The sequence below is a fragment of the Leucobacter sp. L43 genome (assembly GCF_016597785.1).
GTDB classification, from domain to species: Bacteria; Actinomycetota; Actinomycetes; order Actinomycetales; family Microbacteriaceae; genus Leucobacter; species Leucobacter alluvii.
The window spans coordinates 376,707-391,271 of record NZ_JAENJG010000002.1; the positions used below are offsets into that span (position 1 = coordinate 376,707).

The window sequence follows — 14,565 nt, forward strand, 5'->3', positions numbered from 1 at the left end:
CCGGGCCTATTCGACGTCGGCGAGGTTCTTTCGACGCATGACCATGTAGACGACGCCTCCGATGATGACGAGCAGTACGACGCCTCCGGCGATCAAGAGACCGGTGTTCGCGCCTTGATCGGACGAAGCGTCCGTTCCTTCGACGGGGGCGACTGTCAGGTAGCCCCAGTAGCCGGCCTGGTTCGCGATGATGCCGCCGTCCTCCGGCTGCAGCGTGAACCCATCGAAGCGGTCGGAGCGGTACGCTTCGAGGCCGTTGGCGTACCAGTTCGCGATCTGCACGGTGTCCGTGTAATTCATCGCGAGCATCTCCTGCACGATCTCCTGACGCTTCCCCTCATCGAGCTCCGAGCGCTGCTCCGCGTACAGCTTGTCGAATTCGGGGTTGCAGTAGCCGTCCTGCGAGGTGCCGCCGGTGCCGTCTTCACTCGTGGGAAGGTTCGCACAGGTATTGATGCCGAGTTGGTAGTCGGGGTCCGGGTTCACCGACCAGCCCGTGAAGTAGATGTCGTAATCGCCCTTCACGGAAGCCGCGCTGACGGTATCGGCATCGGACGACTCGACGTTGATCTTGATCCCGATGTCTTGCATCCATGGGACGAAGAACTCGGAGATCGATTGCTCGTTCGGTTCGCCCGCGTCAACGAGGAGACGGAGCTCGAGCTTTTGACCATCCTTCTCACGGATGCCGTCGGTGCCTTCGACCCAGCCCGCCGCATCGAGCTTCTCCTTTGCGGCTTCCGGATCGAATTCGACGATGGCCGAATCGTCGTCGGACAGGTGCCATTTGGGAAATGACGCCGGAATGAAGCTCGTGGCTGGCACGCCCTCGCCCTCGAGCACCTTGTCGAGCAGGGTCTTCGTGTCGGTGCCGAGACGGATCGCCTGTCGCACTTCGACGTCCTTGAGGGCTTCGGCACCGGTGCCGTACGGCGTGCCTTCGCGGGTCTGCATGCCCGGGTTGAGACTGAACGACTGGTAGCGGCGGCCGATGCCGGAGTGCGTCGTCACTCCTTCGACTCCCTCGAGAGCCTTGAACTGGGTCGGTGTGAGGCCAGTGACCATGTCGACGTCGCCCGCCTTCAGCGCCTGCACCTGTGCGTCTGAGTTCGTGTAGTAGACGTACTGCAGCTTGTCGACCTTCGGTGCGCCTCTCCAGAAATTCGGGTTGGCCTTGAACGCGATGGATTCGTTGGCCTGATAGCTCTCCAGCACGAAGGGGCCGGAGCCCACGACATCGGCGTCATTCTGAAATTCGGCTGGATTGTCGATCTGCTCCCAGATGTGCTTCGGCACGACCGGAATCTCTGACCCGGGGTTCGGCGCTTGTGGGGCCTTCAAGTTGATCACGACCGTGAGATCGTCGGGGGCTTCGACCGACTCGAAGCCCGAGACCAGGTTGCCGTTCGCGGTGCCGAGTTCGGGAACCGACATCATCTGGTCGTACGTGTATTTCACGTCGGCCGACGTGATCGGTTCACCGTCGGACCACTGCATGCCCTCACGGAGTGTGAACACCCACTGCGCACCGTCTTTCTCCGTGGTCCACGACTCCGCGAGACCTTCAGTGGGTGAGCCGTCCTCTGAGCTGTTCTGCACGAGCGACTCGTACATGTAGCGGATCGTGTTCGTGGGGAGCAGGTAGATCGAGATGAACGGATTGAAGTTGTCGACGAACCCCGAGGTCGCGATGCGCAACGTGCTCGCGTCTGCTGCCTCGTCAGTCGGGGCCTCGGCTAACGCGGGCGCGGCAAACGCGGTCGCTGGCGCCACGGTGAGTGCGGCGCATGCAACCGCAGCTCCCGCTGCGAGCGCGCGGAGCCGGTGTCTGCGTGGAGGAGTGTGCATCATTGCTTGGCATCCCTTCGATTTCGACCACATTCAACGCTGATGTGGGGTCGGTGCTCACCATCGAACCTCAAAACGGCATGGTGGTCAATAGATTCGTGACGTATCTTCTAAAAAGGTGTGCATCGGTATTACTCCATCATTGGGGAACGCCTGCGGCTGTGTGCCGATATGCGTAACGTATCGTTCATGGATCCGGACCGGTGTACGTTTCGGGGAGCGTGCTCACGCGGATGAGAGCAGTGCCGTGAGCAGGTCGATCCGCTCCCGAAGCGACTCCACGATGACGTGCTCATCGAGCGCATGGGCACCGCCTCCCCGCGGACCGAAACCGTCCACCGTCGGAATGCGGAGACTCCCGAGCAGGTTCGTGTCACCCGCGCCCGCTGCCGGACGCCCGTCGATCCGTTGGCCAAGGCTTGCAGCCGTGGATGCAATGGTCGCTGTCAAAGCGGCATCGGGTGCCGTGGCACGCCATGCTGGCCGGCTGCTCAGCGTCTCGACCTCGAGGCGGGAGCCGTGCCGGATCGGAGCGAGGCCGTCCAGGGCGTTCAGCACCGCAGTTTCGGACTCTCCGTCGATGAACCTCAGTCCGATTTCGGCCTCGGCGACGTCCGGAACGACGTTCGCACGGGTTCCCCCGGCAACGGTGCCGATGTTGCAGAGTACTGGCGCGGAAAGCGCGGGGTCCTCGACCAGCATGCGCACGCGCATGAGCTGATCGACGAGCTCGTCAATGGCCGAAATCCCGAGCTCGGGATCGAGCGCGGCGTGGGCGGATCGACCGACGGCTCGGATGATCACCCTCGTACTCCCGCGGCGTCCGACCTTGAGTGCCCCGTCGGGGTGCGGCGATTCAAAGCCGATGGCCGCACGTGCCCCGACCGCCTCCTGCGTGATGAGTGAGGCGGTGGTCGGGGATCCGACTTCCTCATCGCACGTGAGGATCACTCTCACCGGCATCGCCGGGGCTCCGCCGATGCGCTCGAGTGCCTCGCACATGACGGCTATGCCGCTCTTCATGTCGTAGGCGCCCGGCCCTCGGATGACGGTACCGTCGTGCGACCACGGCAACGCCTGATCGAGTGTGCCGCGCGGCCAGACGGTATCGGTGTGCCCCACGAGGAGGAGTGGATCGGGCCCGGCGCCGAAGTCGGCGAGGATGCTCGTGCCGGCATCGGTGCGAATGCGTCGAACGGCGCCGCCGATGGCGGCGAGTCGCTCGCTGAGGGGAGTCGCGATGCGCTCACTCGCTTCGGTGTCGAAGGACGGCGATTCGATTTCTACGAGCATGCGAAGAAAATCCACGACCGGATCGGTCTGGCGCGACATCCACGGCGCTGCGTTCATGTTTATGAAACGTATCCTAGGGTTGCAAGGGCCGCAAGACCCTTATAGCATCGAGCCATTCACTGATGAATCTCGTTGCATAGGAAACGTATGATGGCGCCCGGGTTGCTGACACTCACGTTCGAAACGCCCACAGCTGGCGATGCCTCTGAGACGCTTTCCGGGCGAGAGCTGCGTGGGTACGAGGAATTCAGGGCCGCAGCAGCGCTCTATGTGGACGTGTTCCAGTATCGCGCTCCTGAGTTCGCTCTCAACCCGAACCTGCTCAGCGCGCTCGCCCAAAACGGAGGATCGTCCGTCGGCGTATTCACGAGCCACGAGGAACTCGTCGGTTTCGCATACGGTTTCGCAGGGCGGGACACCGACGGAACCGAGTTCCACTACTCCCAGGCGGCGACCGTCGATCCACGGTTCCAGGGCCGTGGAGTGGGGCGCATGCTCAAGCATCTGCAAGCCGAGGTCGCCGAGCACTGGGGCCATCGCACGATGCGGTGGACATTCGATCCGCTCCTCGCGAGAAACGCGCACTTCAACTTCGATTCGCTCGGCGCATCGGGCATCGCGTACCTGCCCGATTACTACGCCCGAGCCGGCACCGATCGCATCCTGGTCGAGTGGGTGCTTGATGACCGCGGAGACCGCGAACAGACCCGGACGAGCCCCTCGAAACGTCGTGCTCCAGCCCTCGGGGTGCACGAGTGGGGCGAGATCGAAGCGGTCGACGACGCACTGTGGATCGCCTTTCCCGCGGTACCGCCAGTGCGCACCGAAGTGGCGAGCGAAATGCGGTCGCACCTCGCGGCCTCCCTCACCACGGCGATCGATTCCGGGCGTGTGCTCGTCGGATGTACGAGGATCAACGACGAGACCGCCGCCTATCTTGCGGTCCCCGATATCCGGATGGAGCAGCGATGACGAAAGAGACGCCGGCGCGCAGCGAGAGCGACCTCGACCGCACCCTGAGGTCGCCGGGAGACCGCTTCGGAGAGCGGATCCGTTCAAACCTCTCGGCCGAGAACATCCAAACACGAGTCATCGAGAGCGAGAAGCGATCGCTCCAGCGCACCCTCGACGAACTCGCAGCGAGCGGTGAGGTGCCGCAGGCCGCGGCGCTCATTCTTGGAGCCAGACGCCGTTTCATCGGCGGCGAGGGCAAGGGAGCCGCGTACGCGCAACTTTTGAACGCCGATCTCTCCGCGACCCTTTCAAACGTATTCCTGGTCGATGGGCGAGCGCTCTCTCCGATCACCGTGCTCACCGATGTGCGCGCGAGCGACGTGCTCATCGTGTTTTCGATGCGCCGGTATCGAGCTGAAACGGTGCGGCTCGGCGAGCTCTTCCATGAGGCCGGAGGTCAGCTGGTGGTCATCACCGACAGCGACGATGCGCCGCTCGCGCGCCTCGCGAGCGCGCTGATCAAAGTGCACACGGAGTCGGCCTCTTACGCGGACTCGCCCACCGCGGTGGCCGCGGTCTGCCACCTCCTCAGCACACTGACGACTGCAAGCGCAAAGGGGGCCAGACGGCGCCTCACGGTTCGCGACCAGTACGCCGCCGAACTCGCTCTCTACCTCCCCGAACACGAGCAGGAGAACGAGCGATGAAGATCGAGCGCGTGAGACTCTTCGCGCTCCGTCTGCCGCTGCTCCACAGCTTCGAGACGAGTTCGCACCGGAAGTCCGGCATCGAGCACGTGCTCGTGGAGCTCACGAGCGACTCAGGAACGACCGGTTGGGGTGAAATCGCTTCACCGAGCGACCCCTACTACTGTGCAGAGAACACGGATACTGCGTGGTACATCGCCACCAACTATCTGGTGCCGCGAGTGCTCGATACCGAATGGGACCGGCCGGAGGAGGTCGAGCGCGCGTGGTCTAACATTCGAGGGCACGAGTTCGCGAAGGCCGGATTCTCGGCGGCGGCCTGGGACCTGACCGCGAAGCACGACGGCATCTCACTCGCGCGAGCGCTCGGAGGCACACGGGATGAGATCGAGTCGGGAGTCTCGCTCGGCATCGAACGGTCAGAGCAGGATCTCCTCGCACAGGTAGGTCAGCAGCTCGACGCCGGGTACGGTCGTGTGAAGCTCAAGATCGCGCCCGGCTGGGATGTTTCCCCCGTCGCCGCCGTGCGCGACGCCTTTCCGGATATCGATCTGCATGTCGACGCAAACGGGGCGTATCCGCGCACGAGCGAGGCGCTCGAGGTGCTGCAGCGACTGGACCGGTTCTCGCTGACCATGCTCGAGCAACCTTTCGCCGCGCGTGATTTCATGGCCCATGCCGAACTGCAGCAGCGGATCGAGACGCCCATCTGCCTCGATGAGTCCGTGGTGACGGTCGCCGACCTCGAGACGATGATCCGGCTCGACGCGGGGCGCATCCTCAACATCAAGGTGTCCAGGATGGGCGGTCTCACCGAAGCGCAGAACGCGCATCGCGTCGCTGAGCAAGCCGGTATCCCGGTGTGGTGCGGGGGCATGCATGAGTTCGGGATCGGTCGCGCAGCGAACGTCGCGCTGGCATCACTGCCGAACTTCCATCTTCCCTCTGATGTCTCGGGATCGGACAAGTACTACGCGAACGATCTCATCGAGCCGCCAATTCGGGCGCGTGAAGGTCGCGTTGCGGTTCCAACGGCGGTGGGCATCGGGCACGAGGTGGATGTCGCTCGGGTCTCGGTCGACGCGAATCGCACGTTCGATTCTGCTTCGAGGGAGCTCGCGGGGGTGCCAGGGTGAATCTCCATCCAGTGATCGACGGGCACAACGATCTTGCCTGGGCTTGCAGGGAGACGCGTGCCTACTCAGTGAACGGGCTTGAGAGCGGAGCGACAGGTCTGCACACGGACCTCGCGCGCCTCGAAACAGGCGGCGTCGCGGGGCAGTTCTGGTCGGTCTGGGTTGATCCTGCACTGCAGGGAGCCGAGCAAGTCGTCGCCACCCTGGAGCAGATCGATTTCGTCCATCGATTCGTGGAGCGCTACCCCGAGCGGGCTCGTCTGACGCGCACGGCAGCCGAAGCGCGAACCGCGATGGCCGAGGGGCGCATCGCCTCCTTCATCGGCGTCGAAGGGGGTGCGCAGTTCGACGGGTCTCTTGCGGCGCTGCGGCAGTTCGCGAGGCTCGGATCTCGGTATGTCACGCTCACCTGGTCCCGCACGACCGACTGGGCCGATTCGGCGACCGATGACGCGCGGCACGGCGGCCTCACGGAATTCGGCCGAGAAGTGGTGCGCGAGATGCAACGCATCGGCCTGCTCGTCGATCTCGCGCATGTCGCACCAACGACGATGCGCGATGCGCTTGCTGTCAGCGAGCGGCCTGTGATGGTGAGTCATTCCGGTTCGCGGGCAGTGTGCGATCACCCTCGCAACGTGCCAGACGACGTACTTGCCGAGATCGGTTCGAGCGACGGTGTGATCATGGTGGCGTTCGTCCCCTCATTCCTGTCGGAGGACCGGCACGCGTGGGTGCGGGCCGGAGAGGAGGGTGATCCGCCACCGGTGGGAGTTGGAGATGTCGCCGACCATCTCGACCACATGCGAGATGTCGCGGGTGTGCATGCGGTGGGAATCGGCGCGGACTACGACGGAACCGACGCGATGCCCATCGGCCTGGGGGACGTCTCGGGCTACCCCCGGCTCTTCGAAGAGCTCGAACGACGCGGGTGGTCGGATGATGAACTCCGGGGTCTCGGTACCGACAATGTGCTCCGGGTGCTCGAAGCCTCCGACGGCGACTACCTCGACTTCCTCGCGGGCCGCGCCCCGCAGCCTCCGGCCTCCGCAATCGCCCCGGCGGTCGACCTCTCCAAGAAGAAAGCAGGATGATCTTGGTCGTGATTCCCCGTGTGCTGGTGGTAGTGAATTCTCCCGGCTCTGGACCTCGACGGCTTGCCGATTGGCTCGCGGATCGCGGCGTGGACGTCGTAGAGCGACTGGGACAGCACGGCCTCCCCAGAACGCTCGAGGGCTACCACGGACTGGTGCTGCTCGGAGGAGGATTGATGCCAGACGACTACGAGCAGGCGCCATGGTTGGGCGACGAGCGCCACCTCACCGAAGAGGCCATCGAGCGTGACGTTCCGACGCTCGGAATCTGTTTGGGCGCGCAGGTGATCGCCGACGTGGCAGGGGGAGAGGTGCGCGAGAACTTCGGGCCGAAGGAACGAGGAAGCACCGTGATCCGCTCGACCCGAGCGGGTCGTGCCGACGCCGTGCTCTCCGCGATCGGCTCAGCCGCCCCCATGATCGAGAACCATCGGGACATGATCACGAGGCTTCCCGCGGGTGCGACGCTGCTCGCGTCGAGCGATGCCGTCGAGCACCAGGCGTTCCGCATCGGGGAACACGTGCGAGGCGTGCAGTTCCACCCCGAGGCGAGCGCCGCGAACCTTGCCGGTTGGGATGATGCAGCACTCACCGGTGAGGGGTACGACATCGGCATCCTGCTGGCGGCCGCCCAGCGGGACGACGCTGAGAACACCCGTGCGAGCCATGCGCTCGTCGACGCGTTCGCTGAGGAGATCCTCGAGCGCGCTCGGGCCGAAACATGAATCGCGTCATCGACCGCACGGGCTTCGCGGAGATTCCCGCGACGTGCGCCGAGTCCGCGCTGCAGCGCGCTTTCGATCGGCACGATCTCGCGCTCGCTCCTGCCGCGCTCGCCGCAATCTTCGACCCCGAGGGCGTGATCTCGTGGAAGGCCACCGGTGAACCTCGGAGGGATGGACGGCCTGTGACGCGCGGCTCGGTGTTCCGAATCGCGTCGATGACGAAGAGCTTCCTCGCCGCAGCAGCATTGGAGCTGCGCGACCGAGGCGAGTTCGATCTCGACCGCCCGATCGACGCGTACGTACCGGGCGTGCGGTTCGACTTCGCCGGCGAGGCGGTACCCGTGACCGTCCGGCAGTTGTTGACGAACCGGTCCGGCCTCCCCGAAGACAACGCTTGGGCGGACCGTCTGCTCGGGGCTGATCCCGGGGCCATCGACGCACTCGGAGCGGCCGGCCTGCGGCTCACGGCAGAACCGGATGATCGCTACCAGTACTCCAATCTCGGAATGTCGTACGTAGGACGCGCGATCGAGGCAGTGACGGGCCACGCGGTCGAGGACGAGATCACCGAGCGCCTGCTCGAACCGCTCGGTCTCGCGCACACTCGATTCGAGCCGGCAGCGTACTCTGCGGATCGGACGCTCGCCGCCGGGTTCCGCACCTTCAACGGGGGACGCAGCTTCTCGGATGAGCCGTATGTCGGCGCGGGCGCGCTCTCGTGCATCGGAGGCCTGTTCAGCACGGTGGATGACGTTGCCCGTTGGGCCGCTTTCCTGCAATCCGCGTTCTCCGATGCCCCTCTGCACCCCGAGGTGCTCAGCGCTCGGAGCAGAAGGGAGATGCAACGCATTTCCACAGCAATACCGCTCGATGCGGAGCCGTCGGCCGAGCCGCAGCTGCCGAAACTGCAGGCGATCGGGTACGGCATGGGGCTCGTCGTGGAGCAGGATCGCCGGTTCGGGCGCATCGTGCAGCACGCGGGCGGGCTGCCTGGGTTCTCGTCTCATATGCGGTGGCATGTCCCCAGCGGTTGCGGCGTGGTCGCTTTCGGTAACTCGGATGTCTTCGGGGCGGGCGGACTCGCGACCCGTGCGCTCGCCGAAGTGCTCGAGGCGGTCGATGCGCCATCGGAGCACCTCCCCCCATGGCCGGAGACGCTCGATGCCGGGAAGCGCATCGATGATGCAGTGCGGACGGGCGAACCCCTGGACGGTCTTGCCGGCCTCTTCTCAGCGAACGTCATGCACGACCTGCCCGCAGCAGTGCGGGAGCAGAGACTCGTGCACGCACGCAGCGACGCTGGCCCGGTGTCGCTGCGGCAGCAACCGTTCGAGGAACGCGTGCTCGCGCCGCGGGGGCCCGCGGAGCTGCGCTGGCGCATCGCGTGCGCTCGCGGTTCGCTCGTTTGCGAGATCCGGCTCGTGGGTCTGCGCGGTCCCCTCGTGCAGTCATTGGCCATCGAGTGCCGCGACGTCGGCACAGCAGCGGAAGGGAGCACCATATGATCCGACATCACGTGGTCGTCGTCGGCGGCGGCCTCATTGGACTGAGCACGGCGCACGCGCTGCTGCGCGAGGGCCACAAGGTCACGATCGTCGAGAAGCGGGCACTGGGCAGCGGTGCGGCGACCGGCAACGCCGGGGAGCTGACCCCCCAGCAGGTCGCCCCGCTCGCATCGGCGAACACCGCGCGCGATGTCTTCCGCGGCGTGCTCAGCCGAAATTCGTATCTTTCGATCGATCCGCTGCAGCTGCCCCGTCTCGCCCGCTTCGGGCTCGGCTTCCTTCGCGCTGCCCGCACTGCGAATGCGAGCAGGGGAGCCGCCGCCCTCGCACAGTTCTCCGGAGGCATTCGCGCGGCCTTGCAGCGCATGGCTGACGATGGCGTCGACATCTCGGGCGGGGGTGACGGGTTCCTCATGACGTCGTCCGACGAGACGGAGTTGGATGCTGCGCATGCCGCATACCGGGAACGAGCGGAACGCGGATGGGGTGCCGGTCCGGGACCCGTACTGCGGGGCGATCAACTCCGCGCCGCGGAACCAGCGCTCCAACCGTCGGTGGTGGGCGGGTTCGTGCTGCCCGGAGAGTTCTCGCTCGATCCCGTGACCTTCGTCGCAAGTCTCGTCGAACGCGTGCGGGCGGGCGGCGCAGAGATCCGCGAAGGACTCGCCGCAATGCGCATTGGAACGGGTCCGAGCGCGAGCATTGTCTGCGCGGACGAGAACGGCGCCGAGGTCACCATCCGCGGTGACCGACTCGTGATTGCGGCGGGCGCGTGGACGACCTCGATCCTGCGCCGATCTCGGATTCGTTCCGCCCCCGTTGTCTCGGGCAAGGGATACAGCTTCACCGTGCCGGTCGACCGCATGCCGTCTTCGCTCGTGCACGCCATGGACCTCCACTGCGTCGCAATCCCGATGCACGGCCGCCTGCGCATCGTGGGCATGATGGAATTCGACGGCCACCCGGAGCGGTCGAATCCGCACCGGTTTGAGGTGCTCACCCGCGCCGCATCGCGACTCATCGCCGACGCCGATTGGTCGGCGCGCACCGATGAATGGGTCGGAGCACGGCCCATGACCGCCGATGGGCTCCCTCTGCTCGGACGCGTTCCACGGCGGCCGGATGTCATCGTCGCGGCGGGGCACAATATGCACGGACTCTCGCTCGGACCCATCACGGGTCAGATCGTTGCCGCGCTCGTCGCTGACCGGGAACCGTTCGTCGAGGGACGTCGAGTCGACCTCGCGCCCTTCGCAGTGCGACGCTGACCACACGGGCGCATGCGCATCGGCGCGTCCGTCCCGCTAAGCTGGACGGGTTCGTTCAGAGACAGGGTCTCCGTGCGCACGGCTTCAGGGGCCAATCCGGGTCCGCTCGCCATCGGCTGCCCGTTCGCGGCCCGCGAGCACGACGGACACCAGGCAGACCGACCCGAGGCAGACCGAACCCAGGAGCGACGATGGCACAGGTGAACCCCGCTGGTGCGACACCAGCCGCCGACCCGAACAGCATCGACCCGCGCGTCTTCCCCTCGTCTGCGCGTCGCGGGACCGAGTGCCGAGAGTTGCAGCTCGGCGGTGCGCGCGCGACCGAGCTCGTCGAGCAGTACGGCTCGCCGCTGTACGTGATCGACGAGGCGGCCGCCCGCGATCGGGCCAGCGAGGTCCGAGTCGCCCTCGAATCCGAGGCTGAGCGCATCGGAACGAGTGCGACCGTGTACTACGCGGGCAAGGCGTTCCTGTGCGTCGAGGTGGCGCAGTGGATGGCCGAAGAGGGCCTCGCGATCGACGTCGCGAGCGGGGGAGAGCTCGCCGTCGCGCTCGCCGCCGGAGTGGACCCGGCGCGCATCGGCTTCCACGGCAACAACAAATCGGAACGCGAGATCGCGCGTGCGGTCGAGGCGGGCGTCGGCACGATCATCATCGACAGCGAGGTCGAGACCGAGCGCATCGCGCGTGCGGCAGCGGCGGCGGATCGCCGCCAGCGCGTGCGGCTGCGCGTCAATAGCGGCGTGCACGCATCGACGCACGACTTCCTCGCGACGTCTCACGAAGATCAGAAGTTCGGTCAGCCGCTCAGCGAGGCGCCGCGACTGGTCGAGGCGATCCTCGCTCATGACAGCCTCGAGTTCGTGGGGCTCCACTGCCACATCGGCTCCCAGATCTTCGCGACCGACGGTTTCCGCGAGTCCGCCAGGCGCCTGGTGGGCGTGTACCCGGAGCTCGAGCGGATCGCCGGCCGACCGATTCCCGAGCTGAACCTCGGCGGCGGTTTCGGCATCGCCTATACGTCGGCGCAGGCGGAGCAGGCTCCCGAGGTCGCTGCCATCGCACGACAGCTCGCCGACATCGTCGCGGAGACCTGCGCTGAAGCCGGCGTATCGGTTCCGCAACTCGCGTTCGAACCGGGTCGCGCCGTCATCGGGCAGGCCGGGGTCACCCTCTACACGGTGGGAACCACGAAGCCCGTGCTGCTCGCCGGCTCCGATGCGGCGGCCGACCCAGCCGACCTGGGATTCGCCGAACGCCTCTACGTGAGCGTCGACGGCGGCATGAGCGACAACGCCAGACCCGCCCTGTACGGCGCCGACTACCAGGTCCGCATCGCGAACCGCGAGAGCGACGCCGACCCGGCGCTCGTACGGGTGGTGGGCAAGCACTGCGAGTCGGGCGACATCGTCGTGCAGCGCGACGTGATCCCGGGCGATGTGCGCGCAGGCGACACGCTCGCCGTCGCGGTCACCGGAGCCTACTGCTGGTCCCTCTCCAGCAACTACAACTACGTGCCGCGACCGCCGGTCATCGCCGTGTCGAACGGCTCCTCGCGCGTCATCGTGCGGGGCGAAACCGAGGACGAGTTGCTCGCGAAGTCCGTGATTCCGGCGCCGGTGGCCCCGGCGAACGCCGGCTGAGGATCGCCGGCCCAGAATTCTCCCGCCGTTCTCGGCGGATCGAACACGACGCACTATCAAGGAGACGAACATGAATGGTTATCGTGACCTCCGCATCGGGTTGCTCGGCTGCGGCTCGGTCGGCGCACAGGTGGCCCGGCTGATCCTGGAACACGGAGACGAGCTGGCCGCGCGCATCGGGGCGCGTCTGACGCTCGCAGGCATCGCGGTCCGCAACGTCGACGCGCCGCGCGATGTCGAGCTGCCGAGGGAGCTGTTCACGACCGACGCCGAACGTCTCGTCCAGGGCTCCGATATCGTCATCGAGCTCATGGGCGGCATCGAACCGGCCCGCACGCTGATCACGCAGGCACTGCAGGGCGGCGCCGACGTCGTCACCGCGAACAAGGCGCTCATCGCGGCGCACGGTCCCGAGCTCTCGGAAGCGGCGGAACAGGTCGGCGCACAGCTCTCGTACGAGGCGGCCGTCGCCGCGGCGATCCCGATCCTGCGCCCTCTGCGCGAAAGCCTGGCCGGTGACCACATCACCCGCGTGCTCGGGATCGTGAACGGCTCGACCAATTACATCCTCGACCGCATGGACCGATTCGGCGACAGCGCCGAAGACGCATCGCGGGTGGCGAGCGAACTGGGCTTCCTCGAAGCCGATCCGACCCTCGACGTCGAGGGCTACGACGCCGCGCAGAAAGCGACCATCCTCGCGAGCATCGCCTTCCACACCGAGGTGCCCGTCGACGCGGTGCACCGAGAGGGCATCACGCAGATCACGGCGGAGCAGATCGAAGCGGCGAAGAGCGCTGGGTACGTCATCAAGCTCCTCGCGATCGCCGAGCGGTTGCAGGCCGCTGACGGCACCGACGGAGTCTCGGCGCGCGTCTACCCCGCGCTGATCCGCCGCGACCACCCGCTCGCAGCGGTGCACGAGGGCAAGAACGCCGTGTTCGTCGAGGCGGAGGCCGCCGGCGAGTTGATGTTCTACGGCGCCGGAGCCGGCGGAGCGGAAACCGCTTCGGCGGTGCTCGGAGACCTCGTCTCCGCAGCGCGCAGGCACGTCGTCGGCGGCCCGGGCATTCCGGGGTCGCTGCATGCCGAGCTGCCGATCCTTCCCGTCGGCGAAGTGATGACGGCTTACCAGATCATGCTCGAAGTGCGCGACCAGCCAGGCGTGCTCGCGAGCATCGCGGGCATCCTCGCCGAGCGGGGAGTATCTGCCGCGAGCGTCGAGCAGACCGTCGCTCGAGGCGGGGCAGGCGACGAGCCGAGCGCGGCTCTGGTCATCGGCACGCACCGCGCGCGCGAAGCCGATCTCGCTGCGACGGTCGAAGCCCTGCGGGCCGCCGAGGTCGTCACCGCCGTGACGAGCGTGCTGCGCCTCGAGGGTCAGGCGTGAGCGCGACCGGCAGCGGGATCGGTCGCACCGTCAAGGTGCGCGTGCCCGCGACGAGCGCGAACCTGGGCCCCGGATTCGACACGCTCGGCATCGCGCTTGCGTACGGAGACGAGCTGACGGTCGTCGTGCGCGACGCGCCCGGCGCGACCGTCGAGGTCACGGGCGTCGGAGCCGGCGAGGTTCCCACCGATGAGACGAACCTCGTGGTCCGTTCCGCCGCCCACGTCTTCGCGCAACTCGGACGCCGCATGCCCGGCATCGACGTCGCCGCCACGAACCGCATTCCGCACGGGCGCGGCATGGGATCCTCCGGATCGGCCATCGTCGCCGGCGTGATGATCGCCGCCGGCCTGCTGCAGAGCGACCCCGAAGCTCCTGTCGCGCTCACCGAGGAGCAGCTGCTCGCATTCGCGACCGAACTCGAGGGGCACCCCGACAATGTCGCACCCGCGCTGTTCGGCGGACTGACCATCGCGTGGACGACGGAGCAGGGCCCGCGCTTCAAACGGCTGATGGTGCACCGCGGCGTGGCGCCGCTCGTGCTCGTGCCGAGCTTCACCATGTCGACCGAGCTCGCTCGAAGCCTGCAGCCGAAGCAGGTGCCGCATGAGGACGCCGTCTTCAACGTCTCTCGGTCGGCGCTGCTCATCGCCGCACTCACGCAGAGCCCCGAACTCCTGCTCGAGGCGACCGAGGACCGGCTGCATCAGAACTATCGCGGTGCCGCCATGCCGGCCACGCGCGACCTCATCGGCGAGCTGCGCTCAGCGGGGCATGCAGCAGTGGTCTCCGGTGCCGGCCCGTCGGTGCTCGTGCTCTCGAACGGGCCGTTGGATCGCATGCAGGCAGCGGATTTCGTGGCTGCCCATCACCCGGATTGGCGCGTGCTCACCCTGGCCGTCGATACCAAGGGTGCTACAGTTGAAACGACCCCTGCGGGAGCGGCGCTCTAGCCTCGCCCGTCGATGTCCGCTCATGCGGAACCGTGGGTCGTTATCGCACCGT

At 66.7% G+C, this 14,565-nt stretch carries 12 protein-coding genes; 10 read left to right on the forward strand and 2 right to left on the reverse strand.

The window, feature by feature from the left end; all coding sequences use genetic code 11:
- Positions 1–6: 6 nt before the first annotated feature.
- Together JE033_RS11005 and JE033_RS11010 are read right to left on the reverse strand one after the other, a co-directional pair.
- Complete coding sequence (locus JE033_RS11005; RefSeq protein WP_234037437.1) at positions 7–1,851, reverse strand: ABC transporter substrate-binding protein; 1,845 nt, start codon at positions 1,849–1,851, stop codon at positions 7–9.
- Between the two features lie 222 nt (positions 1,852–2,073).
- Positions 2,074–3,198: a M20/M25/M40 family metallo-hydrolase gene (locus JE033_RS11010; protein WP_200331599.1), complete on the reverse strand. Its 1,125-nt coding sequence runs from the start codon at positions 3,196–3,198 to the stop codon at positions 2,074–2,076.
- A 90-nt stretch (positions 3,199–3,288) separates the two neighbouring features.
- Here JE033_RS11010 and JE033_RS11015 point away from each other — a divergent pair, with 90 nt between their 5' ends.
- The 10 genes from JE033_RS11015 (at position 3,289) to thrB (ending at position 14,513) form a co-directional block, all read left to right on the forward strand.
- Complete coding sequence (locus JE033_RS11015) at positions 3,289–4,113, forward strand: GNAT family N-acetyltransferase (protein WP_200331601.1); 825 nt, start codon at positions 3,289–3,291, stop codon at positions 4,111–4,113.
- Positions 4,110–4,802 carry a MurR/RpiR family transcriptional regulator gene (locus tag JE033_RS11020; RefSeq protein ID WP_200331603.1) on the forward strand — a complete coding sequence of 231 codons (693 nt, stop codon included), beginning with the start codon at positions 4,110–4,112 and terminating at the stop codon, positions 4,800–4,802. The genes JE033_RS11015 and JE033_RS11020 overlap by 4 nt, the downstream gene beginning before the upstream one ends.
- Positions 4,799–5,938, forward strand: a complete 1,140-nt coding sequence (gene menC, locus JE033_RS11025) for an o-succinylbenzoate synthase (protein ID WP_234037438.1) — start codon at positions 4,799–4,801, stop codon at positions 5,936–5,938. The genes JE033_RS11020 and menC overlap by 4 nt, the downstream gene beginning before the upstream one ends.
- The gene (locus JE033_RS11030; protein WP_200331605.1) at positions 5,935–7,029 is read left to right on the forward strand and encodes a dipeptidase; all 1,095 of its coding nucleotides are present in this window, start codon (positions 5,935–5,937) and stop codon (positions 7,027–7,029) included. Before menC ends, JE033_RS11030 begins: the two co-directional genes overlap by 4 nt.
- 89 nt (positions 7,030–7,118) lie before the next feature.
- Positions 7,119–7,754, forward strand: coding sequence for a type 1 glutamine amidotransferase (locus tag JE033_RS11035; protein WP_370567948.1), 636 nt, complete (start codon positions 7,119–7,121; stop codon positions 7,752–7,754).
- Positions 7,751–9,259, forward strand: a complete 1,509-nt coding sequence (locus JE033_RS11040) for a serine hydrolase (protein WP_200331607.1) — start codon at positions 7,751–7,753, stop codon at positions 9,257–9,259. The genes JE033_RS11035 and JE033_RS11040 overlap by 4 nt, the downstream gene beginning before the upstream one ends.
- Positions 9,256–10,527 (forward strand): FAD-binding oxidoreductase, encoded by a 1,272-nt coding sequence (locus tag JE033_RS11045; RefSeq protein WP_200331609.1) that lies wholly within the window; start codon positions 9,256–9,258, stop codon positions 10,525–10,527. Before JE033_RS11040 ends, JE033_RS11045 begins: the two co-directional genes overlap by 4 nt.
- A 191-nt stretch (positions 10,528–10,718) precedes the next feature.
- Positions 10,719–12,170 (forward strand): diaminopimelate decarboxylase, encoded by a 1,452-nt coding sequence (gene lysA / locus JE033_RS11050; RefSeq protein WP_200331611.1) that lies wholly within the window; start codon positions 10,719–10,721, stop codon positions 12,168–12,170.
- 70 nt (positions 12,171–12,240) lie between these two features.
- Entirely contained in the window at positions 12,241–13,560 is a 1,320-nt protein-coding gene (locus JE033_RS11055; protein WP_090150432.1) for a homoserine dehydrogenase, read from the forward strand.
- A complete protein-coding gene (gene thrB / locus JE033_RS11060; RefSeq protein ID WP_090150429.1) occupies positions 13,557–14,513 on the forward strand; it encodes a homoserine kinase in 957 nt (318 codons plus the stop codon). The genes JE033_RS11055 and thrB overlap by 4 nt, the downstream gene beginning before the upstream one ends.
- Positions 14,514–14,565 lie beyond the last annotated feature (52 nt).

Coding starts and splice junctions, on each gene's coding strand:
- JE033_RS11005 (WP_234037437.1), bottom strand. CDS start 1,851: ATGATGCACACTCCTCCACGCAGACACCGGCTCCGCGCGCTCGCAGCG.
- JE033_RS11010 (WP_200331599.1), bottom strand. CDS start 3,198: ATGAACGCAGCGCCGTGGATGTCGCGCCAGACCGATCCGGTCGTGGAT.
- JE033_RS11015 (WP_200331601.1), top strand. CDS start 3,289: ATGATGGCGCCCGGGTTGCTGACACTCACGTTCGAAACGCCCACAGCT.
- JE033_RS11020 (WP_200331603.1), top strand. CDS start 4,110: ATGACGAAAGAGACGCCGGCGCGCAGCGAGAGCGACCTCGACCGCACC.
- menC (WP_234037438.1), top strand. CDS start 4,799: ATGAAGATCGAGCGCGTGAGACTCTTCGCGCTCCGTCTGCCGCTGCTC.
- JE033_RS11040 (WP_200331607.1), top strand. CDS start 7,751: ATGAATCGCGTCATCGACCGCACGGGCTTCGCGGAGATTCCCGCGACG.
- JE033_RS11045 (WP_200331609.1), top strand. CDS start 9,256: ATGATCCGACATCACGTGGTCGTCGTCGGCGGCGGCCTCATTGGACTG.
- lysA (WP_200331611.1), top strand. CDS start 10,719: ATGGCACAGGTGAACCCCGCTGGTGCGACACCAGCCGCCGACCCGAAC.
- JE033_RS11055 (WP_090150432.1), top strand. CDS start 12,241: ATGAATGGTTATCGTGACCTCCGCATCGGGTTGCTCGGCTGCGGCTCG.